At 70.9% G+C, this 22,037-nt stretch carries 19 protein-coding genes and 2 pseudogenes; 9 read left to right on the forward strand and 12 right to left on the reverse strand.

Features of this window, described 5'->3' with window-relative positions:
* The first annotated feature begins 194 nt into the window (after positions 1 to 194).
* Positions 195 to 932: a peptidoglycan recognition protein family protein gene (locus AQJ91_RS00775; RefSeq protein WP_407696815.1), complete on the forward strand. Its 738-nt coding sequence runs from the start codon at positions 195 to 197 to the stop codon at positions 930 to 932.
* 16 nt (positions 933 to 948) lie between these two features.
* Here the strand turns inward: AQJ91_RS00775 and AQJ91_RS00780 are convergent, their stop codons facing one another.
* Complete coding sequence (locus AQJ91_RS00780) at positions 949 to 2,091, reverse strand: lipid II:glycine glycyltransferase FemX (protein ID WP_067014633.1); 1,143 nt, start codon at positions 2,089 to 2,091, stop codon at positions 949 to 951.
* A 188-nt stretch (positions 2,092 to 2,279) separates the two neighbouring features.
* Between AQJ91_RS00780 and AQJ91_RS00785 the strand changes: the two genes are divergently transcribed.
* A complete protein-coding gene (locus AQJ91_RS00785; RefSeq protein WP_067014636.1) occupies positions 2,280 to 2,522 on the forward strand; it encodes a hypothetical protein in 243 nt (80 codons plus the stop codon).
* A gap of 3 nt (positions 2,523 to 2,525) precedes the next feature.
* On the opposite strand, the gene AQJ91_RS00790 is transcribed toward AQJ91_RS00785, so the two are convergent.
* Together AQJ91_RS00790 and AQJ91_RS00795 are read right to left on the reverse strand one after the other, a co-directional pair.
* Complete coding sequence (locus tag AQJ91_RS00790; protein ID WP_067014639.1) at positions 2,526 to 3,044, reverse strand: DUF4240 domain-containing protein; 519 nt, start codon at positions 3,042 to 3,044, stop codon at positions 2,526 to 2,528.
* A gap of 56 nt (positions 3,045 to 3,100) precedes the next feature.
* The gene (locus tag AQJ91_RS00795) at positions 3,101 to 4,087 is read right to left on the reverse strand and encodes a helix-turn-helix transcriptional regulator (protein ID WP_067016024.1); all 987 of its coding nucleotides are present in this window, start codon (positions 4,085 to 4,087) and stop codon (positions 3,101 to 3,103) included.
* Positions 4,088 to 4,152: 65 nt separating this feature from the next.
* Here AQJ91_RS00795 and AQJ91_RS00800 point away from each other — a divergent pair.
* Both AQJ91_RS00800 and AQJ91_RS48530 read left to right on the forward strand, forming a co-directional pair.
* Positions 4,153 to 4,299 (forward strand): annotated as a pseudogene (locus AQJ91_RS00800) (hypothetical protein); the annotation flags it as partial.
* Between the two features lie 197 nt (positions 4,300 to 4,496).
* Complete coding sequence (locus AQJ91_RS48530; RefSeq protein ID WP_199847818.1) at positions 4,497 to 4,634, forward strand: methionine/alanine import family NSS transporter small subunit; 138 nt, start codon at positions 4,497 to 4,499, stop codon at positions 4,632 to 4,634.
* A 92-nt stretch (positions 4,635 to 4,726) separates the two neighbouring features.
* On the opposite strand, the gene aceE is transcribed toward AQJ91_RS48530, so the two are convergent.
* Both aceE and AQJ91_RS00810 read right to left on the reverse strand, forming a co-directional pair.
* Entirely contained in the window at positions 4,727 to 7,438 is a 2,712-nt protein-coding gene (gene aceE, locus AQJ91_RS00805; RefSeq protein ID WP_067014645.1) for a pyruvate dehydrogenase (acetyl-transferring), homodimeric type, read from the reverse strand.
* A 261-nt stretch (positions 7,439 to 7,699) separates the two neighbouring features.
* Complete coding sequence (locus AQJ91_RS00810; protein ID WP_067014649.1) at positions 7,700 to 8,329, reverse strand: GntR family transcriptional regulator; 630 nt, start codon at positions 8,327 to 8,329, stop codon at positions 7,700 to 7,702.
* A gap of 242 nt (positions 8,330 to 8,571) precedes the next feature.
* On the opposite strand from AQJ91_RS00810, the gene AQJ91_RS00815 reads away from it, so the two are divergent.
* Positions 8,572 to 9,246 carry a hypothetical protein gene (locus tag AQJ91_RS00815; protein WP_067014652.1) on the forward strand — a complete coding sequence of 225 codons (675 nt, stop codon included), beginning with the start codon at positions 8,572 to 8,574 and terminating at the stop codon, positions 9,244 to 9,246.
* 73 nt (positions 9,247 to 9,319) lie between these two features.
* On the opposite strand, the gene sucB is transcribed toward AQJ91_RS00815, so the two are convergent.
* From sucB to AQJ91_RS00830, 3 genes are all read right to left on the reverse strand, one after another.
* Positions 9,320 to 11,101, reverse strand: a complete 1,782-nt coding sequence (gene sucB, locus AQJ91_RS00820) for a 2-oxoglutarate dehydrogenase, E2 component, dihydrolipoamide succinyltransferase (protein WP_067014655.1) — start codon at positions 11,099 to 11,101, stop codon at positions 9,320 to 9,322.
* Between the two features lie 58 nt (positions 11,102 to 11,159).
* Complete coding sequence (lpdA, locus tag AQJ91_RS00825) at positions 11,160 to 12,548, reverse strand: dihydrolipoyl dehydrogenase (RefSeq protein ID WP_067014658.1); 1,389 nt, start codon at positions 12,546 to 12,548, stop codon at positions 11,160 to 11,162.
* 240 nt (positions 12,549 to 12,788) lie between these two features.
* The gene (locus AQJ91_RS00830; protein ID WP_067014661.1) at positions 12,789 to 14,324 is read right to left on the reverse strand and encodes a leucyl aminopeptidase; all 1,536 of its coding nucleotides are present in this window, start codon (positions 14,322 to 14,324) and stop codon (positions 12,789 to 12,791) included.
* Between the two features lie 482 nt (positions 14,325 to 14,806).
* Between AQJ91_RS00830 and AQJ91_RS48535 the strand changes: the two genes are divergently transcribed.
* Positions 14,807 to 16,606, forward strand: a complete 1,800-nt coding sequence (locus AQJ91_RS48535; RefSeq protein ID WP_079084605.1) for an endo alpha-1,4 polygalactosaminidase — start codon at positions 14,807 to 14,809, stop codon at positions 16,604 to 16,606.
* Positions 16,607 to 16,907: 301 nt separating this feature from the next.
* Here AQJ91_RS48535 and AQJ91_RS00840 read toward each other — a convergent pair whose 3' ends face one another.
* Positions 16,908 to 17,117: a hypothetical protein gene (locus tag AQJ91_RS00840; protein WP_067016027.1), complete on the reverse strand. Its 210-nt coding sequence runs from the start codon at positions 17,115 to 17,117 to the stop codon at positions 16,908 to 16,910.
* A 75-nt stretch (positions 17,118 to 17,192) separates the two neighbouring features.
* Between AQJ91_RS00840 and AQJ91_RS00845 the strand changes: the two genes are divergently transcribed.
* Complete coding sequence (locus AQJ91_RS00845; RefSeq protein WP_079084606.1) at positions 17,193 to 18,182, forward strand: helix-turn-helix domain-containing protein; 990 nt, start codon at positions 17,193 to 17,195, stop codon at positions 18,180 to 18,182.
* Between the two features lie 187 nt (positions 18,183 to 18,369).
* The gene (locus AQJ91_RS00850) at positions 18,370 to 19,158 is read left to right on the forward strand and encodes an endo alpha-1,4 polygalactosaminidase (RefSeq protein WP_067014665.1); all 789 of its coding nucleotides are present in this window, start codon (positions 18,370 to 18,372) and stop codon (positions 19,156 to 19,158) included.
* On the opposite strand, the gene AQJ91_RS00855 is transcribed toward AQJ91_RS00850, so the two are convergent.
* Positions 19,155 to 19,934 (reverse strand): adenosylcobinamide-GDP ribazoletransferase, encoded by a 780-nt coding sequence (locus AQJ91_RS00855; RefSeq protein ID WP_067014668.1) that lies wholly within the window; start codon positions 19,932 to 19,934, stop codon positions 19,155 to 19,157. The genes AQJ91_RS00850 and AQJ91_RS00855 overlap by 4 nt on opposite strands.
* A 160-nt stretch (positions 19,935 to 20,094) precedes the next feature.
* Between AQJ91_RS00855 and AQJ91_RS00860 the strand changes: the two genes are divergently transcribed.
* Entirely contained in the window at positions 20,095 to 20,877 is a 783-nt protein-coding gene (locus AQJ91_RS00860; RefSeq protein WP_067014670.1) for a hypothetical protein, read from the forward strand.
* On the opposite strand, the gene AQJ91_RS53320 is transcribed toward AQJ91_RS00860, so the two are convergent.
* Positions 20,838 to 21,548, reverse strand: coding sequence for a hypothetical protein (locus AQJ91_RS53320; protein ID WP_067014672.1), 711 nt, complete (start codon positions 21,546 to 21,548; stop codon positions 20,838 to 20,840). The two genes, AQJ91_RS00860 and AQJ91_RS53320, sit on opposite strands and share 40 nt — an antisense overlap.
* Before the next feature lie 24 nt (positions 21,549 to 21,572).
* Positions 21,573 to 22,013, reverse strand: a pseudogene (locus AQJ91_RS48545) (phosphatidylglycerol lysyltransferase domain-containing protein); the annotation flags it as partial.
* Positions 22,014 to 22,037 lie beyond the last annotated feature (24 nt).

A 22,037-nucleotide genomic window follows, 5' to 3' on the forward strand; every position in this document is an offset into this window, starting at 1 on the left:
CGGGTTCCCTGCGGCGCGGGTGGGGCGTGCGTAAACCGGATGCGGTGCGCCGACCGTTGGCCGTGCGCGCCCCGCGCGCCGCGCGGCGCCCACGGGCGATGCCTGTACCGGGCTTCCTGCGACGCCGGAGAGCCGTGCCTGTGTCGGATGCCGTGCGCCGGCCGTCGGCCCTGCGTATTCCGGGTGCCGTTCTTGTGCTGCTCGGCTGTGTTCCCGGTCTCGCCGCCGTCCTCGCGCTGGCGCTGTGCGCCAACGGCGTCGAGCGCGTGGTCGCGGCCAACGCACGGCCCGTCGGGGCCCGACCCGTCGCCCCGCACCGCGCGGCCAAGCCCGTCATCGTGCCGAGGTCCGCCTGGCTGGACGACGGTGCCCGGCATGCTCAGCCGCCCCCGCGCTACGACGACAAGGTCATCGCCGTCTTCGTCCATCACACCGACTCGCCCAACGCCTACGACTGCGCCGAGGCGCCCCGCATCATCCGCTACCTGTACGCGGGCCAGACCGGCGCCAAGCAGTGGGACGACATCGGCTACAACTTCCTCGTCGACCGCTGCGGCACCATCTACGAGGGCCGGGCCGGCGGCGTCGACCGCCCCGTCACCGGCGCCCACACCCAGGGCTTCAACCACCGCACCACCGGCATCGCCGCCCTCGGCACCTTCACCGCGGGCGTGCCCGTGCCGAAGGCGATGACCGACGCGATCGCCGCCCTGGCCGCCTGGAAGCTCGGCCTCTCCGGCACCGACCCGCGTGCCGACGTCCGCCTCGTCTCCAGCCACGACCTGAGCCGGTACGCGGCCGGTACCGCCGCCACACTGCCCGCCCTCGCGGGCCACGACGACGGCTACAACACCAGCTGCCCGGGCGCCGCCCTCAGCGCCGGCCTCCCGGAGATCCGGCAGCTGGCGGCCCGCCTGCAGAGCAGGAGGTAGCCGTGCGCGACCGTCCTCACCGGCGCCCGAGATAGACCCCCAGCGCCCGCTGCAGCACCTTGCCCTGGCTGCCCACCGGCAGCTCCCACTCCCCGAGGTACTCCACGGCCCGGCCGCCCGCCCCCGTCTTGAAGAGCAGCCGGCCCAGCAGCCGGTCCTCGGAGAGGGAGGGGGTGATGGCGCGCAGGTCGTACGTCCCGGCCCCCGCCAGCCGTGCGTCACCCAGCATCCGCCACAACAGCGCGCTGCTGGGCCGCAGTTCACGCCCCCGGCGGCCGGACGCGGCGTACGAGTGCCAGACCCGGGAGCCGACGCCGATCATGAGCGCCGCGGAGAGCACCTCGCCGTCGTACTCGGCGACGTAGAGCCGCAGCCGGTCGGAGTCCTCGGCGTTCAGGGCCTTCCACATGCGCGCGAAATAGTCCGGCGGGCGGGCCCGGAACCCGTCGCGCTCGGCGGTCGCCGTGTACAGGCGGTAGAAGTCGGCCAGGTCGGCGGCCGAGCCCCTTGATGCGAGGACGCCTGCCCGCTCGGACGTGCGCAGGGACTGCTCCCAGTGCGGTGCCAGGCTGGCGCGCAGCTCGTCCATCGAACGCCCCGCCAACGGGATGTGGCAGCCGTAGCGCGGCTGGCCGAGCCCGAAGCCGCCGCCCGCGCCGTCCTCCTCGCACCGCTTCCACCCCAGCCGCCGCAGCCGCTCCGCGACCTCCAGCGCGTGGCCGTCGAGGCCGTCAGCGGGCAGATCGTGCAGATGCCGTACGTCGGGGTCGGCGACGCCCGCCGCGACCGTGTCCGCCTCCCAGTGCCGTACGACGACGGGCGGACCGATCCGCACCGAGAACGCCCCGCGCTTCTCCAGGTGGGCGAGGAGCGGGTCCAGCCGGCGTTCCAGGCGCGGGGCGCGCCAGTCGATCGCGGGCCCGTCGGGGAGGTAGGCGAGGCAGCGCCGGGTCCCTGGCAGCGGCCGGTACAGCACGAGCGCCGCCGCGACCATGACGGGCCCCATCGCCCCGTCCTCGAACCAGCCGACGCTCTCCGCCCGCCAGTCGGGCTTCACGTCGGCCCACTCGGGGATCTGGAGATGGCTCGCGTCGGGATGCAGCCGCAGATGGGCCAGATGTTCCTCGCGCGTGATCTCCCGCACGTACGGGCTGGTCATGGGCAGGGCACTCCTGTTCGGGGCGGCCACCCTAAGCCGGGGATCACGGAACCGGTCAAGAGCTCAGGGGTAAACCTTCCGTGCGCACCCGGCCCGCGCCGCTCACAGGTTTCTCGTAGACGGCTCACCGAGTTTCCCGAGGCAGCCTCCCTATCGTCATGCACACGCACTGACTGGAGGTGGGGAAGATGAACAGCAGTCACACCAACACCACGAACGCCACGCAGAAGACCGGCGGCTGGACCAGGACCACACGCGGCCCCTGGGCGGTGGTCTGCGCGGTCGCGGCGGTCGTCCTCGGCCCGGCCGCCGTCACGGCCTCCGCGCTCGACCAGGCCAACGCGGCGCCGATGTACCACGCGGTGAAGGCCGACCAGACGCAGGCGTACATCCCGACGGACACGACCCGCCGCCGGGCCACCGCGGCCTGACGTTCAGCCCCTGAACCGCTCCCACAGCTTGGGATACCGATCCGCGAGCACCCGCTCGTTCTCGAAGTCGACCGGCGTGCCCTCCGGCTCGGACAACGCCGGCGGAATACCCAGGTCGGGAGCGACGACACCGGTGAGCTGCTCGTACGCCTCGTCCGCCGCGTACCCCAGCTCCTCCCCGTCCCCGTCGATCTCCTCGTCGAAGTCGCCGAGCAGGTCGGCGAGCGAGTCCGGGTCGTGCACGGCACCCTCGTACACCTCACGGCCCTGGCCGATCAGCCAGCACCGGAAGAAGTCGAAGGCGTCGTCGCTGGCCCCGTCGAGCAGGACCCACGCGGCGCCCCACAAGTCCCAGGTGTAGCCGCGGTTGTAGCGGGCCTCGAAGTGACGGGCGAAGTCGAGGACCATGTCCGGGTCCAGCTGGAGGAGCCTGTCCACCAGCAGATCGGCCTGCTCCTCGGGGTCGCCCTCGGCGGCCTCGCGGGTGGCGTCCACCAGCTCCCAGAACTCCGTCTCGTCCATCACGGGTCCAGCATCGGCCCTCGCGAGGTGGGGCGCACGTGGAGTGCGGCGGATTGTTATGTCCCGTACAGCGCGGCCAGCCGCCGCGCGTCCTGGGCGAACCTCTCCCTGAGGCCGTCCGGTGCCAGCACCTCGACCTCCGGGCCGAGCGACGCGAGCTGCGCATGGGCGACCTCCTCGGACTCCACGGGCAGGGTCAGCGTCACCCACCCCGCACCGTCCGGGGCACCGGCCGCTGCCAGCGCCTCCCGCGCGGACTGCGGATCGACGGCGTGCGGCAGTCCGCGCACCCCGCCCGGAGACAGCCGCACCACGACCTCGGCCCGCAGGATGGACCGCGCGAACTGCTCCGCCCGCTCCTCCCAGAAGGCGGGCAGATCGAACTCCTCGTCCCGTGCGAAGCGCTCCGGCCCGGTGTCCACCGCCGTGAACCGGTCGATCCGGTAGACCCGGAAGGAGTCGTGCCCCACGACCCGCGCGCACAGGTACCAGACGCCCGCCTTCAGCACGAGCCCGTACGGCTCCAGCTCCCGCGTCACCTCCCGCCGCGACTCGCTCTCCCCGCGCCGGTAGCGCGCGGTGATCCGCCGGTCGTCCCACACCGCGTCCGCCACCGTCGGCAGCAGCGGGGGCGCCTTCGGCTCCCTGAACCAGTTCGGCGCGTCCAGATGGAAGCGCTGGGCCGCCGTACGGGAGGCGTCGCGCAGGGACGGCAGCAGGGCCGCCGACACCTTCAGCCGGGCCGCCGAGGCCGCGTCCTCAAGACCCATCTCCCTGAGCGCGCCCGGGACCCCGCTCAGGAACAGCGCCTCGGCCTCGCTGCGATGAAGCCCCGTCAGCCGCGTCCGGTACCCGCCGATCAGCCGGTATCCGCCGGCCCGCCCCCGGTCCGCGTACACCGGCACACCCGCCTCCGACAGCGCCTGCGCGTCCCGGGTGACGGTCCGCTCGGACACCTCCAGCTCCCGGGCCAGTTCGGCGGCCGTCATGGACGGTCGGGACTGGAGCAACAGCACCATCTTGATCAGCCGGGCGGCACGCATGGCCGCCATTCTGCCGGGTCGTCACCTGCCTGGGCGTACACACGTCCGTCGACGAGGACGGACACATGGCGCAACAGCCCCGCGAACAATGGGCCACACGAACAGGCTTCCTGCTGACGGCGATCGGCTCCGCCATCGGCCTCGGCAACATCTGGCGCTCTCCGGCCGTCGCCTACGAGAACGGCGGGGGCGCCTTCATCCCACTGCTGGTGGTCCGAACTCGGCAACGGCAGCGTCTGGGTCGCCGGGTTCGCCAACAACTCTGTTGAGATCCTCGCCGGCATCGGGGTGTTCGCCGCGCTGCGCTTCATCCGCACCGGCATGCACCGCATCCCCGCCGTCTTCGGCGTCGGCGGTGCCAGCGGATCTGCCTCGGCGTGGTCACCCCGGTCGTGCTGGGCTGGATGATGTGAGCGCCGTCGTGATGATGATCATCGCGATTCTCATCGTGTGGGGCGGCCTGGTACCGGCCATCGTCCAACTCCGCCGCCACCCCGACCCGGGCCCCGAGCCCGACGAGGTACGCATCCCTCCCGTGGAGGGCTGAACCGAGAAGGTGCCGGCAGCCCAGGGCTGCCGGCACCTTCCATTCCATGTGCCGGTCGCTCTCTCCGCGGAGCTCGTCGGCGTTTTCCGGCCTTACAGGCCGTAGCGCTCGCGCGCCTCCTTCACGGCCGTCGCCTTGACCTCGCCGCGGCGGGCCAGCTGGGCCAGTGCCGCGACGACGATCGACTGGGCGTCGATGCCGAAGTGGCGGCGGGCGGCCGCGCGGGTGTCCGAGAGGCCGAAGCCGTCGGCGCCCAGCGAGGAGTAGTCCTGCTCGACCCACTGCGCGATCTGGTCCGGGACCTGGCGCATGTAGTCGGAGACGGCCAGCACCGGGCCCTCGGCCCCCTGGAGCGCCTGCCGGACGTACGGCACCCGCTCCTCGCCGCGCAGCAGGGCCGCGTCGGCATCCAGCGCGTCACGGCGGAGCTCCGTCCAGGAGGTGGCCGACCAGACGTCGGCGGCCACGCCCCACTCCTCGGCGAGCAGCTTCTGCGCCTCCAGCGTCCAGTGGATCGCCGTACCGGAGCCGAGGAGCTGGATGCGCGGCGCGTTCGCCACCGGCGAGAGGCCGGCCGACTCCGCCGTGTTGAAGCGGTACAGGCCCTTGACGATGCCCTCGTCGATACCGAGGCCGGCCGGCTTCGCGGGCTGCGGGATCGGCTCGTTGTAGACGGTGAGGTAGTAGAAGACGTTCGGGTCCTCACCCGGCGCCGCCTCGCCGTACATGCGGCGCAGACCGTCCTTGACGATCGCCGCGACCTCGTACGCGAAGGCGGGGTCGTACGTCAGCGCGGCGGGGTTCGTCGCCGCGATCACCGGCGAGTGACCGTCCGCGTGCTGGAGACCCTCGCCCGTCAGCGTCGTACGGCCGGCCGTCGCGCCGATGAGGAAGCCGCGGCCGAGCTGGTCGCCGAGCTGCCACATCTGGTCGGCGGTCCGTTGCCAGCCGAACATCGAGTAGAAGATGTAGAACGGGATCATCGCTTCGCCGTGCGTGGAGTACGCGGTCGACGCGGCGATGAAGTCGGCCATCGAACCGGCCTCGGTGATCCCCTCGTTGAGGATCTGGCCGTTCTTGGCCTCCTTGTAGTACATCAGCTGGTCGCGGTCGACCGGCTCGTACGTCTGGCCTTTGGGCGAGTAGATACCGAGGGAGGGGAAGAGGCTCTCCATACCGAAGGTGCGCGCCTCGTCGGGGACGATCGGCACCCAGCGCTTGCCGGACTCCTTGTCGCGGACCAGGTCCTTGACGAGCCGGACGAAGGCCATCGTGGTCGCCACGTTCTGCGAACCCGAGCCCTTGTCGAAGGAGGCGAACGCCTTCTCGGCGGGGGCAGGGAGAGGCGCAACCGGGTGGACGCGGCGGGCCGGGGCCGGACCGCCGAGGGCGGCACGCCGCTCCTGGAGGTAGCGGACCTCGGGGGAGTCGGCGCCCGGGTGGCCGTAAGGCACGACACCGTCCACGAACTGCGCATCAGAGATAGGCAGTTCGAGCAGGTCACGCATCGTCTTGAACTCGTCCACCGTCAGCTTCTTCATCTGGTGGTTGGCGTTCTTCGACGCGAAGCCCTCGCCCAGGGTGTGGCCCTTGACCGTCTGGGCCAGGATCACGGTCGGCGCGCCCTTGTGCTCGACGGCGGCCTTGTACGCGGCGTACACCTTGCGCGCCTCGTGGCCACCGCGGGAGAGGTGGAAGCACTCGAGGATCTTGTCGTCGCTCAGCAGCTTCGCCATCTCGACGAGCGCCGGGTCCTTGCCGAAGAAGTCCTGGCGGATGTAGGCGGCGTCGCGGGTCTGGTACGTCTGCACCTGCGCGTCGGGTACCTCGCGCAGGCGGCGTACGAGCGCGCCCGTGGTGTCGAGCCGGAACAGCTCGTCCCAGGCCGAACCCCACAGCGTCTTGACGACATTCCAGCCGGCGCCGCGGAACTGGGCCTCCAGCTCCTGCACGATCTTGAAGTTGGCGCGGACCGGGCCGTCGAGGCGCTGCAGGTTGCAGTTGATGACGAAGGTCAGGTTGTCCAGACCCTCGCGGGACGCCAGCGCGAGTGCCGCCGTCGACTCGGGCTCGTCCATCTCGCCGTCGCCGAGGAACGCCCACACGTGGGACGCGGAGACGTCCTTGATGCCGCGGTTGGTGAGGTAACGGTTGAAGCGGGCCTGGTAGATGGCCGACAGCGGGCCGAGGCCCATCGACACCGTCGGGAACTCCCACAGCCAGGGCAGCCGCCGCGGGTGCGGATACGACGGGAGGCCGTTGCCGCCCGACTCCTGGCGGAAGTTGTCGAGGTGCTGCTCGTTCAGCCGGCCGTCGAGGAAGGCGCGGGCGTAGATGCCGGGGGAGGCGTGGCCCTGGATGTAGAGCTGGTCGCCGGAGCCGACAGCTTCTCCGGAGTCCTTGCCCTTGAAGAAGTGGTTGAAGCCGGTCTCGTAGAGCCAGGCCGCGGAGGCGAAGGTGGCGATGTGACCGCCGACGCCGTGTTTGGAGCCCCGCGACACCATCGCGGCCGCGTTCCAGCGGTTCCACGCGGTGATCCGGGCCTCCATCGCCGCGTCACCCGGCGCGGCCGGCTCGGCGGCGGTCGGGATGGTGTTGACGTAGTCCGTCTCGAGGAGCTTGGGCAGCGCGATGCCGTTGCCCTCGGCGCGCTCCAGCGTGCGTCGCATCAGGTACGCGGCACGATGCGGGCCGGCCGCCTTGGCGACCGCGTCCAGTGAGGCCTGCCATTCGGCGGTCTCCTCCGGATCACGGTCCGGGAGCTGGTCGAGCGCGCTCGGCTGGATGGCGTTGGGGTCGGTCATGTCGCCGCCTTCCTCAGTCGAAGGGGGTTCCCTCATCTGTAAGGGTTCGGGGGTGCCCTTGGTCTTTGGCAGGACAGGGCTGGGGCCTCGGTGGAAGCCCGCGGCGACTCTAACCCCCTGATCGATGATCGATCAAAGGGTTGAGAGGCAAAACCTCTCGATCGCGAGAAAGTAGGCACCCGGTGCCTTTCGGACAGGCACCGGGTGCCGCGTTTTGTGAAGGGTTTTCGCAGGTGAGGATACGTTTGAGCGAGGGCCCGCTCAGGCTTCGTGGCGAGGTGCGCAACCGAGGACGTGGGCCTTCACCAACTCGGCGATCCGGGGGTCCCGCCGCCGGAACGCCTCCACCAGCTCCTCGTGCTCCTCCGCATACGACTGCTGCACCGTCCCCAGCCACCGGATCGACAGGGCCGTGAACACCTCGATGCCCAGCCCCTCCCAGGTGTGCAGCAGCACCGAATTCCCGGCGGCCCGCACCAGCTCGCGGTGGAAGGCGACCGTGTGCCGCACCTGGCCCGTGCCGTCCGCCAGCCGGTCGGCCTCGTACAGCGCCGCCACATGCGGCTCGAGCGCCGAGCAGTCCGCCGCCAGCCGCTCCGCCGCCAGCTCCGCGGCGATCGCCTCCAGACCGGCCCGGACCGGATAGCTCTCCTCCAGGTCCGCCGCCGTCAGGTTCCGCACTCGCACGCCCTTGTTCGGCGCCGACTCGATCAGCCGCAGCGACTCCAGCTCACGCAACGCCTCCCGCACCGGGGTCTGGGAGACCTCCAGCTCGGTCGCGATACGTCGCTCCACGATCCGCTCGCCCGGCTGCCAGCGTCCGCTGATGATCCCTTCCAGGATGTGCTCGCGGATCTGCTCGCGCAGCGAGTGGACGACGGGCGCGGTCATGAGAGCTCCTTAAGGAGGGGCCGCCCATCGGCCCCGGAGGCGTTTGACGCTTAGACAATACGGCCGCGGACCCGTCCAGGAGGGGCGCACGGGGGTGCTTACGCGCAGGTGAGACGAGGCTTACACGCTCCCAGCCGCACGTCTTCTGTCAAGTCCTGGAACCTTCGGGGGCCGATCAGTGTCGCGATCGGCAGAGGGGTACCCACCGGGGGGGGGCGCCCCTTGGGGCACTGGGGGACGGCATGAACATCGGGGGACGGCGCGCAAGGCTGCGCGGAGCGGTCGTGGTGGCCGCGATCGGTACGGCTGTGGCGCTGACGGGGTGCCAGGAGACCCCGTCCGGCAAGGCGAAGGCGTGGGCCGGCGCCTCGGCGGGGATCACCAGCCTGGCCGGTCCGGCCGCCGGGCAGGCCGGCGCCGCGTGCGTCTTCGTCAAGCCCGACGGCGCGCAGAGGTTCGGCCACATCGGCTGGGGTTTCCGGGTCACGGGCACCGACAAGTGGGTCTACGGCGCGATCGAGAACCCCAGCGGCAAGCTGTACACCCCGCCCGGCGGTGACATCGGCGCCTGGCACGCGGAGGGGACGTACACGAGCATGATGAGCGACATGTCGCGGGACGCGTACTGTCCGGGCCGGTCGGAGTACCCGTACAGCCGCTACCGCTGTACCCCCTCGTCCACGAGTGATGTCGCGTCCGCCCGGGCCATGATCCGTACGGTCGAGGCACGCGGCTTCCTGGTCGGCGTCGACCCGAAGACCGGCAAGCTCACCTCGCGGAACTGCCTGGACGCCACGTACGACGTGCTGAAGGCGTACAAGACACGGCGGCTGACGCCCGCGGCCGAGCTGGCGGTCCCCAACGTGTGGGTGGAGTCGCTGGTGGGCTGGTCGGACAAGCGGCTGACGCCCAGGTAGAACAGGCGGAAAGCGACGGTGCCCCGCCCGGAAGGCTCCGGGCGGGGCACCGTACAGGTACTGCTGAGGCTGGTTACAGGCCGAGCTCGACCTCGAACTCGCCCGCCTCCAGGATCGCCTTGACGGCCGTCAGGTAACGGGCCGCGTCGGCGCCGTCCACCAGACGGTGGTCGTAGGACAGGGTCAGGTACGTCATGTCACGGACGCCGATGACCGTGCCCTCCGCCGTCTCGATGACGGCGGGGCGCCTGACCGTGGCACCGATGCCGAGGATCGCGACCTGGTTCGGCGGCACGATGATCGTGTCGAACAGCGCGCCGCGCGAGCCGGTGTTGGAGATGGTGAAGGACGCGCCGGACAGCTCGTCCGGGGTGATCTTGTTGGCCCGGACCTTGCCCGCCAGGTCGGCGGTGGCCTTGGCGATGCCGGCGATGTTCAGGTCGCCCGCGCCCTTGATGACCGGGGTCATCAGGCCCTTCTCCGAGTCCACCGCGATACCGATGTTCTCGGCGTCGAAGTAGGTGATCGTGCCCTCGTCGACGTTGATCCGGGCGTTGATGACCGGGTGGGCCTTCAGTGCCTGGGCCGCCGCCTTCACGAAGAACGGCATCGGGGAGAGCTTGACGCCCTCACGGGCCGCGAAGGAGTCCTTCGCCTGCGCGCGGAGCTTCATCAGCTTGGTGATGTCGACCTCGACGACCGAGGACAGCTGGGCCTGCTCGTGCAGGGCCTTCACCATGTTGTCGCCGATGACCTTGCGGATGCGGGGCATCTTGACGGTCTGGCCACGGAGGGGCGAGACCTCCAGCACCGGAGCCTTCTTCGCAGCGGCGGCGGCAGGGGCTGCGGCGGCCGGAGCCGGAGCAGCGGCGGCGGCCTTCGCGGCCTCGGCGGCGGCGATGACGTCCTGCTTGCGGATACGGCCGCCGACGCCGGTGCCCTTGACGGCGGCCAGGTCGACGCCGTTCTCGGCGGCGAGCTTGCGCACCAGCGGGGTGACGTAGGCGCCCTCGTCGGTCGCCTGGGCGGCGGCCGGAGCGGCCGGAGCCGGGATGACCGGAGCCGGAGCAGCCGGCGCGGGAGCCGGAGCCGCGGGCGCCACCGGAGCCGGGGCGGCAGCGGCGGGCGCGGCCGGGGCGGCGGGCGGCGCGGGAGCCGGAGCCGCGGGCGCGGCCGGGGCAGCGGCGGCCGGAGCCGGAGCCGGAGCCGCCGGGGCCGGAGCGGCACCCGCGACGCCGATGACGGCCAGCTTGGCGCCGACCTCGGCCGTCTCGTCCTCGCCGACCACGATCTCCAGCAGCGTGCCCGAGGCGGGCGCCGGGATCTCGGTGTCGACCTTGTCCGTGGAGACCTCGAGCAGCGGCTCGTCGGCCTCGACGGTGTCGCCGACCGACTTCAGCCAGCGGGTGACGGTGCCTTCGGTGACGGACTCACCGAGCGCGGGCAGGACCACGTCCGTACCCTCGGCAGCGCCACCGGCCGGAGCGGCAGGGCCTGCGGCAGTTGCGGTAGCGGGGGCCGGGGCGGCCGCGGCCTCGGCGGCCGGCGCCGGGGCGGGCTCGGCGGCCGGAGTTTGAACGGCGGCGACGGGCGCCGGAGCGGCGGTAGCCGCGGTGGTGCCGTCGTCGATGATCGCCAGCTCGGCGCCGACCTCTACGGTCTCGTCCTCGGCGACCTTGATGGAGGCCAGAATGCCCGCAGCGGGGGCCGGGATCTCGGTGTCGACCTTGTCGGTCGACACCTCGAGCAGCGGCTCGTCGGCCTCGACGCGCTCGCCCTCGGCCTTCAGCCAGCGGGTGACAGTGCCCTCGGTGACGCTCTCACCGAGCGCCGGAAGGGTTACGGAAACCGCCATGGTTTCGGTTGCTCCTTACAAGTGCGGAAGTCTGTGTCGTCGCTTCTCGACCGAGGGATCAGTCGTGCGAGTGGAGGGGCTTGCCGGCCAGGGCCAGGTGGGCCTCGCCCATCGCCTCGTTCTGGGTCGGGTGGGCGTGGATGAGCTGCGCGACCTCGGCGGGCAGCGCCTCCCAGTTGTAGATCAGCTGGGCTTCGCCGACCTGCTCGCCCATGCGGTCGCCGACCATGTGGACGCCGACCACGGCACCGTCCTTCACCTGGACGAGCTTGATCTCGCCCGCGGTGTTGAGGATCTTGCTCTTGCCGTTGCCGGCGAGGTTGTACTTCAGAGCGACGACCTTGTCCGCGCCGTAGATCTCCTTGGCCTTGGCCTCGGTGATGCCCACGGAGGCGACCTCGGGGTGGCAGTACGTCACCCGGGGTACGCCGTCGTAGTCGATCGGGACGGTCTTGAGACCGGCCAGCCGCTCCGCCACCAGGATGCCCTCGGCGAAGCCGACGTGCGCGAGCTGGAGGGTCGGGACCAGGTCGCCGACGGCGGAGATGGTCGGGACGTTCGTCCGCATGTACTCGTCGACCAGGACGTAGCCGCGGTCCATGGCGACGCCCTGCTCCTCGTAGCCGAGACCGGCGGAGACGGGGCCGCGGCCGACGGCCACCAGCAGCACCTCGGCCTCGAACTCCTTGCCGTCGACGAGGGTGACCTTGACGCCCTCGGCGGTGTACTCGGCCTTCTGGAAGAAGGTGCCCAGGTTGAACTTGATGCCGCGCTTGCGGAACGCGCGCTCGAGAAGCTTCGAGCTGTTCTCGTCCTCGACCGGGACGAGGTGCTTCAGGCCCTCGATGACGGTGACGTCGGTCCCGAAGGACTTCCAGGCGGAGGCGAACTCGACGCCGATGACACCGCCACCGAGGACGATCGCCGACTTCGGCACACGGTCCAGGACGAGGGCGTGGTCCGAGGAGATGATCCGGTTGCCGTCGATCTCCAGGCCCGGCAGCGACTTCGGCACGGAGCCGGTCGCGAGGAGCACGTGGCGGCCCTGGACGCGCTGGCCGTTGACATCGACGGAGGTCGGGGACGACAGACGCCCCTCACCCTCGATGTACGTCACCTTGCGGGAGGCGATGAGCCCCTGCAGACCCTTGTAGAGGCCCGCGATGACACCGTCCTTGTACTTGTGGACGGCCGGTACGTCGATGCCCTCGAAAGTGGCCTTCACACCGAACTGCTCGCTCTCGCGGGCCTGGTCGGCGATCTCGCCCGCGTGCAGCAGGGCCTTGGTGGGGATGCAACCCCGGTGCAGGCAGGTGCCGCCGACCTTGTCCTTCTCGATCAGGGCGACGTCCAGGCCCAGCTGCGCCCCGCGCAGGGCCGCGGCGTAACCACCGCTACCACCGCCGAGGATCACTAGGTCGAAAACGGTGCTGGCGTCGTTCGCCACGTCACGTCCTCCATGCATGTGCGCCACGCCGGTCTCCAGTGACCGGTCGGCGGCTGGTGTCCGGCCGCTCGTTCTTCGGCCCTTCGGTGGGGCCCTGTCCTGCCGAGCCCCATCTTCGCACTTGTCAGCACGGAAGGAGACGCCGGGCCGGTGTGTGAGACGTCGCACTCCTGTTGGCTTACGGCAAGGTGACGGGGCCCCGCCCTACCCGCGCGCGGAGCCCCGTCACCGAAAAGGACCTCAGCCCAGGTCACCCGCGGCGGTCAGCTCGGCCAGCCGTACCAGCGTCCGCACCGCCGTACCCGTACCGCCCTTGGGCGTGTACCCGAAGGGCCCGCCCTCGTTGAAGGCCGGACCGGCGATGTCCAGGTGCGCCCAGGTGATGCCCTCGCCCACGAACTCGCGCAGGAACAGACCGGCGACCAGCCCGCCGCCCATCCGGTCACCCATGTTGGCGAGATCGGCGGTGGGGGAGTCCATGCCCTTGCGCAGATGCTCCGGCAGCGGCATCGGCCACGCCGGCTCACCCACCTCCTCGGCGGCCTCGTGCACCGCGGAGCGGAACGCGTCGTCGTTGGCCATGACCCCGAACGTCCGGTTCCCCAGCGCCAGCATCATCGCGCCGGTCAGCGTCGCGACGTCCACGATCGCGTCCGGCTTCTCCTCGGACGCCGCCCACAGCGCGTCGGCGAGAACCAGCCGCCCCTCGGCGTCGGTGTTGAGCACCTCGACCGTCTTGCCGCTGTACATCCGCAGCACGTCACCCGGCCGCACCGCGGTGCCCGACGGCATGTTCTCGGCCAGCGCCAGCCACCCGGTGATGTTGACCTCGAGCCCCAGCCGCGCGGCGGCGACGACCGCGGCGAAGACCGCTGCCGCACCGCTCATGTCGCACTTCATCGTCTCGTTGTGGCCGGCCGGCTTCAGCGAGATGCCGCCCGAGTCGTAGGTGATGCCCTTGCCGACGAAGGCGAGGTGCTTGGCCGCCTTGGCGTGCGTGTACGTCAGCTTCACCAGCCGCGGCGCCGACGCCGAGCCGACCCCGACGCCGACGATGCCGCCGTAGCCGCCCTTGGCCAGCGCCTTCTCGTCGAGCACCTGCACCTTGATGCCGTGCTCCTTGGCCGCGGTCTGCGCGACGGCGGCGAAGGCCTCCGGGTAGAGGTCGTTCGGCGGGGTGTTGACCAGGTCGCGGGCGCGGTTCAGCTCCTCGGCGACGGCGGTGGCGCGCTCGATCGCCGCCTTGTGCTCCTTGTCGCGGGGCTTGCCGCCGAGCAGGGCGGCCTCGGCGAGCGGGCCCTTGCCGTTCTTGCCCTTTGCAGCCCCGTCGGCCTTGCCGTTCTCCTTGTACGCGTCGAAGGAGTACGCGCCCAGCAGCGCGCCCTCGGCGATCGCACCGACGTCCGCGGCGTCCGTGAGCGGCAGCGCGAACGCGGCCTTCTTGGAGCCGGCGAGGGCACGGGCTGCGACGCCGGCGGCCTTGCGCAGCGCCTCCCCGTCATAGCCGGCGTCCTTCTCGGGCTCGGCGCCCAGGCCGACCGCCACGACGAGCGGTGCCTTGAAGCCGGACGGCGCGGGCAGCTTCGTCACCTCGCCCTCGGCACCGGAGGCACCGAGGGTCTCCAGGACGCCGGCGAGCCGGCCGTCGTAACCCTTGTCCACGGCCTCGGCGCCCGGTGCTACCACCGGTCCCTTGGCGCCCTTGGCGACACCGATCACGATCGCGTCGGCCCGCAGGCCGGGCGCCGCGGCGGTGCTGAGAGTGAGAGCAGTCACTGTGGTGAAATCTCGCTTCCAGTTGAGTTTCAGTGGCCGAATCGGATGGGGTCGACCGGCCCTGGGGGAAGACCTTAGATCCGCGGGTACGCGGCATCCCCCGCAGGGCCGGTGATCCGTGGTGTGCGGCTCCGACCCGTTCCAGGAGTGCCAAGGACGAGCCTAGGCCCTGTTCGGCCGATCGGACCTGCGACGCGGTTCCTCCCCACGGGCCGGACGCCGCGCAGCCGGACCTCGTGGCCGCCCGTCGACCGGCCGGTCGCGCCACATGCATGGACGTCCGGGGCCTGGCTGTAAGTGTCAGCTCGACCAGCGACGTCACCGGAGCGCCGGCGCACAGCACCGCGTCGGTGAGCTCGAAGAGCGCATCCGCCCGGGTGCAGAGCAGTCGTAGAACTGCATAACAAGCTGAGAAACCTCGGTACTAGTCTGATGCCCTGAACGGCTTTTCGAAGCACGGCACATGGGAAAGGTGACCGGTGATGTCGCTGAGCTCCGGCGATATGGAGTCCATAGGCGGCTATGCGCTGGTCGACCGGCTCGGTAGTGGCGGCATGGGCGTCGTCTATCTGGGGCGCTCGGACTCGGGACGGCGGGTCGCGGTCAAGGTCGTGCACGCGCAGTACGCGCAGGACGAGGAGTTCCGGACGCGCTTCAGGCAGGAGGTCGCGGCGGTCCGCCGGGTGAGCGGGGCATTCACGGCCCCGGTGGTGGACGCCGATCCGGACGCCGAACAGCCGTGGATGGCGACGCTGTACGTCCCGGGCCGTACGCTGTCGGACATCGTGGCCAAGGACGGCCCGCTGCGCGGACGCGAGTTGCGCATGCTCGCGCTGGGCCTTGCCGAGGCGCTGCGGGACATCCACCGGGCGGGTGTGGTACACCGTGATCTGAAGCCGAGCAACGTCCTGATGGCCGAGGACGGACCCCGCGTCATCGACTTCGGCATCTCGCACGCCGTCGACAACGAGGCCCTCACCGTGACCGGGCGGTTGATCGGCACCCCGCCCTTCATGTCCCCGGAGCAGTTCACCGCGCCGCGGGATGTCACCGCGGCCTCGGACATTTTCTCGCTGGGGTCACTTCTGGTTTACGCGGCCACCGGCAACCGTCCGTTCGACGGAAGCAGCCCCTATTTGACGGGCTATCAGGTGATGTACGAGGCACCGGTCCTGGATGGAGTCGCCGAACCGCTCCGGAGCATTGCCGAACGCTGCCTGGACAAGCACCCAGCCGCCCGGCCCGAACTCGCCGAACTGCACCGTATGCTCCGGACGCTGCCGGATTCCGCCGTGCCGGTCGCGCCGGGACGGGCCGACTCAGCGGAAACCAGCCGCCAGGTTTCCCATACGCGCCCCGTTCCACGAGACCCGGCCACCGACGGAGGGAAGGGGGGAACGGACAGGACTCGAACCGGTCACGGACCTCGAGGGCGGCGCATCCTCGTCGGCCTCGCTGCAGCCGTGGCCGTCACTGGGCTGAGCATCGCGGCAGTGAAAACCGGGTCGCACCAGAACAACACTTCCCAGTCGTCCACCGCGCCGGCGTCCACCGCGCCCGCGTCCGTCGCCACCGTGACGCCACCGCCGAAGCACGTGCGGTGGGACTACCAGATCGGCGGTGCGTATGCCCCGGCGACCGGTGTGCAGGTGGTCAGTCGCAGCCACGAGAGCGCGCCCGCGCCGGGTGTCTACAACATCTGCAATATCAACGCCTTCCAGGCACAGGAGGACGCGGAGGGTGACTGGGACTCCGACCTGCTGCTGCGCGACGCCAACGGGGATGTCGTCTACGACGAGGACTGGGGCGAGGCGGCCCTGGACATCCGCACGGACGCCAAGCGACAGCGCATCGCTGCCAAGGTGAACACCTGGATCGACGAGTGCGCGGCCAAGGGGTACAAGGCCGTCGAGCCCGACAACTACGACACCTTCACCCGCTTCCCGAAAGACCTCACTGCCGACCAGGCCAAGGCGCTCATGAAGCTGCTGTCGGTGCACGCCCACGAGAAGGGCTTGGCCATCGCTCAGAAGAACACCCTTGAGCTCGCGGCCTACCGTGCGTCCGTGGGCCTGGACTTCGCCGTGGTGGAGGAGTGCGGCGAGTGGAATGAGTGCGGCGAGTTCGCCGAGGCGTTCGACAACAACGTGCTCGTGGTCGAGTACACAGCGAAGGGCCTGTCGGAAGTGTGCTCCGGCTGGGCCAGCACACTGAGCATTGTCCGCCGCGACCAGTTGCTCGTGTCCAAGGGCACGAGCGGCTACTTCCGCCAGACCTGCTGACGCCAAACCTGCTGAACGGCGGGACAGGTTCATGGAACCAGCCCGCCCCGCGGCCCGCCGGGCACGGGACAGGGTCCGCACGTCGGCCCGATGTCTACCGGGTGTCCTCGCGTACATCCCGGCCGCCGGGAACGTAGGGTCGCCCCGATGTCCGTGCTCCGTCGTCCGCTGGTCGGTGCCCTCAACCGGGTCCGCCACGGGTCCCCGGTCGGCGGGCTCGTACACCCCCACCGTCACCATTCGGCCTGACCTGGACCCGGTGTCGAGCACCGCTGCTCGATGTGTCCCCCATCAGCCCCCATCAGTGCACTCCCGATGCGTGGTCGCGGATCTCGGTCGCATGCCTCGCTGCCTGCGTGATGTTGCCCTTGCTCCTCGCTGCGTTGGGCTGCTTCCAGTTCGCGGCGCACACCTTGCAGCCCGCAACGGGGGCGCAGTCGAGCAGCCAAGCCTCGAACCCCATAGGGAGGACTACCGGCGGTTCCTGGGTGGTCTTGTGCTTCGTGGTCATGAAGCCAACCATGGGAAGAGCGAAGGCTCACACGGGAGTTGACCAGCATTGACTACTCTGGAATCCCGCTGGTCAATGCCCCGAGGTTCACCGAGGCGCGACGACTTCGCCGACCTTGTCCGCCGAGCCCTGCACGACAACGGCTGTTCGATGCGGGCAGCCGCGCACGCGATCCACTACGACCTCTCGTACCTGTCCCGTGTGCTGAACGGGAAGCAGCGGCCGTCAACGAAGCTCACGAAGGCTCTGGACGATCTCCTCGGCACCGGTGGTGCCCTGGCTGGGACGTTACTCGACGAAGACGACGTGTCCAGGGTCGCTCGCAGCACCGCCAATCCGTCCACGTCGGACGCGGGCACCGTGGACGCTCTTGCCGGTGTCCTGGCCGCGTACAGGCGACTGGACGATACCGCGCAGCCCAAGACCGTCATCCCGGCAACCCTGGCCCAGATGAGGGAAGTCACCGGTCTCCTCAAGGACGCCCGAGGACCGCACCGTGACCGGCTGGCCGAAGTAGCGTCCGAATTCATCCAGTTCAGCGGATGGATCCTCGCCCAGGACCGACAGGACGCCGAGGCCGTACGGCTCCTGAACGAGGCCGTGGAGGTGGCCGACGAGATCGGCAACGGCACGCTGGCCGCCCAGGCGCTGAACTTCAAGGGCTACCTGGCACGGCAGCAAGGCCGCTCCGAGGGGGTAGCCCGCTGGTACTCGGCTGCCGCGTACACACCGGGGGCGCACCCCGCCCAGCGACTCGGAGACATGCTTCAGGCAGCAGCTGGACTGGCTGAGCTGGGAGCCACGGACGATGCCCTGCGCATGGTAGAGAACGCGGAGCGGCTGACCGACGTTGCCGCCGCCGTGCCGCCCCCGGAGACCGCGTACTGGCTCACCCCGGAGTTCAACCGGCTCAACATGGGGCTCGCCAACCTCGGCCTCGGCCGGTACGCAGACGCCGTCGACCACATCACCGCGGGGCTGGCAGGACTGCCCGAAGGGCTGAAGGATGCCCCTTGGACAGGGGAGCACCGGGACGCGCTGGCCAGGGCGCAGGAGGCGCGGTAAGGCGCGTCACTCACGGCGCAGAACCGGTACGCCTTGTCGCGGACCCCGGCCTCGGCGCGGGCGGCATCGACGGCGAGCTGATGCTCTTTGACCTCGCCCGGGCGAGGCGCGCGACCGTGCCCTGCGCGGTGCCGGGCATGGGAGATCATCCTTGGGGAACCCTTCCGCACTTCCTGGAGCCCGTCCGGTGAAACGATCGCTCGTCCTGTACACCCTGTTCCTGCTGCTCGCCACGGCCTGCACGACCGTCCCCGACGACAAGTCGGACGACACCGGGCGCCGCTGGCAGCCACGCCCCGGCACGGCCTGGCAGTGGCAGCTCAGCGGCCGCCTGGACACGTCCGTCGACGTGCCGGTGTACGACATCGACGGCTTCGACCACGACAGGTCCACGGTGGCCGAACTGCACCGCCAGGGCCGCAAGGTCATCTGCTACCTCTCCACGGGCGCGTGGGAGGACTTCCGCCCGGACGCGAAGAAGTTCCCCAAGTCGGTGCTGGGCCGGGGCAACGGCTGGCAGGGCGAGCGCTGGCTCGACATCCGCCGCACGGACGTCCTCGAACCGCTCATGGCGGCCCGCCTCGACATGTGCCGCAAGGAGGGCTTCGACGCGGTGGAGCCCGACAACATGGACGGCTACCAGAACCGCACGGGCTTCCCGCTCACCGCCCGCGACCAGCTCCGCTACAACCGTCTGATCGCGAAGCTGGCCCATGACCGGGGCCTGGCAGTGGGCCTGAAGAACGACCTGGACCAGATCCCGGAGCTGGTGCGGGACTTCGACTTCGCGGTCAACGAACAGTGCGCGCAGTACGGCGAATGCGGGGCCCTGAAACCCTTCGTGAAGGCGGGAAAGGCGGTCTTCCACGTCGAGTACGAACTGCCGACGGCCCGCTTCTGCACGGAGGCCCGGCGCCTGAAGCTGAGCTCGATGCTGAAGAAGTACGAGCTGGGGGTGTGGCGCCGGGCCTGCTAACCGAGTGACAGGACGACGAGGGAGGCGGCGGCGGCCGTCTCCGCGAGCCCGCCGAAGACGTCACCGGTGACGCCGCCGAAGCGACGGACGCAGTGCTGGAGCAGAAACTCGGCGAGCGCGAGGGCGACGAGCACGGCACCGGCGGTACGGACCATGCCGTACGCCCCGCCTACCGCCCCCGCCCCGGCGGCCCCGAGGGTGACCCCGACGGCGACGAGCACGGCCCCCCGCACGGGCACGACACCGGCGACGACGGCCCCCAGCCCCTCGGGCCGGGCGGCGGGCACGCCGTCCCGCGCGGCCAGGGTGAGCGCGAGCCGCGCGGCGACGCCGGACACGACGGCGGCGAGGGCTCCCCGCCCCCAGGAATCACCGAACGCCTCGGCAAGGGCGGCCACCTGGGCCAACAGCACGAACACGAGGGTGACCACCCCGAACGGCCCGATGTCCGACTGCTTCATGATCCGTAGGGCATCCTCGGCGGGCTTCCCACTCCCGAGCCCATCGGCGGTATCGGCAAGCCCGTCGAGATGAAGCCCCCGGGTGAGCACGGCGGGAACGGCAACGGCGGCAACGGCGGCGAGCAGGGCGGAGCCGCCGAGAAACAGGACCACGAGCCCGACGAGGGCGGCAACCACCCCGACGACCACTCCGACCAGCGGGGCACAGAGCATCCCGCCCCGGGCTGCCTCCCGATCCCACCGGCTCACCTTGACGGGAAACACGCTGAGGGTGCCGAACGCGAAGCGGAGGCCGTGGAAGGGGGGCGGGGTCATGGACACGTCGGCAGACTAACGCGCGCACCCGCTGAGCCTGCGGGCAGCCGACCCGCCCAGCCTGCGGGCAGCCGGGCTGCCCGACGCCCCGACCTCAGCACCACCCTCCTGCACCACTCAGACAGGCAGCCCACCAGCACCCCCCCGCACACTGAACCTCATGGGTCACTGGCTGCACCGCAACATCATCGAACCCGGCAAACTCCCCCTCCTCCTGGCCCTGACCGCCTTCGTGGTCACCTTCCTCGTCACCCGCGCCATCACCCGCCTCATCCGCTCAGGCAAGGGCCCCTTCGGCAACGTCAAGGCCGGCGCCCTCCACATCCACCACGTGGTCCCCGGCGTCGTCCTCACCGTCATCGGCGGCTTCGGCGCGGTCGCCAGCGCCCGGCACGGCGTCGGCTCGGCGATCTGCGCCGTGCTCTTCGGCATCGGCGCGGGCCTGGTCCTGGACGAGTTCGCCCTGATCCTCCACCTGGACGACGTCTACTGGACCGAGGCGGGCCGCAAGAGCGTGGAGGTCGTCGTCCTGACCGCCGCCCTCGTCGGCCTGGTCCTCGCCGGCTTCGTACCGTTCGGCGTCAACGACCTCTCCGAGGACGAGCTCCAGGACCGCGGCGCGGCCATGACGAGCATCGGGACGAACTTCCTCTTCGCCCTCCTCGCCCTCGCCAAGGGCAAGGTCCGCACCGCGCTCTTCGGCGTGATCATCCCGGTCATCGCCCTGGTCGGCGCCATCCGCCTGGCCCGCCCCGGCTCCCCCTGGGCCAAGCGCTTCTACCGTCACCGCCCAAGGGCCCGCGCCCGCGCCGGCCTCCGCGCCTACCACCACGACCGCCGCTGGGCAGGCCCCAACAGCAAGCTTCAGGACTGGATCGGCGGCAAACCCGATCCCGATCCCGATCACGACCCCGACTCGGCCCGCCTCCCCACCGACCGCTGACCCTCAGGCCGACCCCGACCCCGACCCCGACCCCGTACCGCCGAAACCCCGCACAGCACCAGTACCACCGCGATCGCCGCGAGATGCTCCTTCCCGGCGAGGTTGTTCTTCAGCACCACCTCGACGACCATCGCCACGACCACCGCACCGGCGGTGACATACGCCCGGTACCGCCACCCCACGAACACGGCGAGCCCCACCACGGCCGCCGACGGCCCGGTGTCCACGACCTGCGCGTCCGACCCGGGCAGCCCCAGCGCAACGTCCGGCCCCAGCCAGACACCGACGCGCGCGTACAGCGTCCCGGCGAGCGTGGCGACGTACGCCAGGACGAGCATCCGCCGCCACCCCAGGCAGGTCTCCGCGATCCCGAACACCAGCAGGATCTGCACCAGAGCACCCCACACCGGCAGATGCAGCGCCGGCACGAACAACGACAGGGGAGTGCGCAGCAGCGACAGCCACAGCGGATCCTCGGCCCGCACACCGCCGACGTCGTCCACGAACGCCTCGCCCCACGACTGGCCGTGCACGAAGTGCAGCAGCGCCGTCAGACACACGGCCCCGACCGTCACCGGCACCGCCCGCAGCCGCCGCCCCACCAGCGGCCCGCGCACGGCGGCATACAACGGCCCCCACTCGCGGCGCACCCAGCGGCCCACCGTGCTCATCCGGCGCTCCTCACCCGGCGTCCCTCATCGCGCCTCCAGAAACACCTCCGCGCGCGCCGCCGCGAGGCCGATGCGCGGCAGGTCCGCGCTCTTCTCTGCCCTGCTGACGGCCGGGTGCGGCGGGCCGGGTACGAGGTGCGGATCCGGCGCCACGAAGACATTCCAGCCATCCCGGCCGGGGAGATGGCGTATCGGTTGAGCGAGACCTGCGTGATCCCGATCTCCCCGGCGCGCCGCAGCAGCTCGATGACCACGACCTCCATCAGCCTGTTGTCGGAGTCCCGGTCCCGCCGCATGAGGTCCGGGGAGAGCCCGTTCGGCCCCCAGGGCGCGAAGGACAGCAGCGCCCGCAGCCGCCCTCGGCATAGGTGCACTCGAGCATCACGCACCGCCCGTCACCAGGATCCCCGAGCCGCCCGAGCGCTCGGAGGCCCCGTCCCGCCAGTCGTCGGTCCGTTCGACCACTTCGCGATGTTCCGCTCGGTCTTC

Origin of the sequence: Streptomyces dysideae (assembly GCF_001514305.1) — a bacterium.
GTDB classification, from domain to species: domain Bacteria; phylum Actinomycetota; class Actinomycetes; order Streptomycetales; family Streptomycetaceae; genus Streptomyces; species Streptomyces dysideae.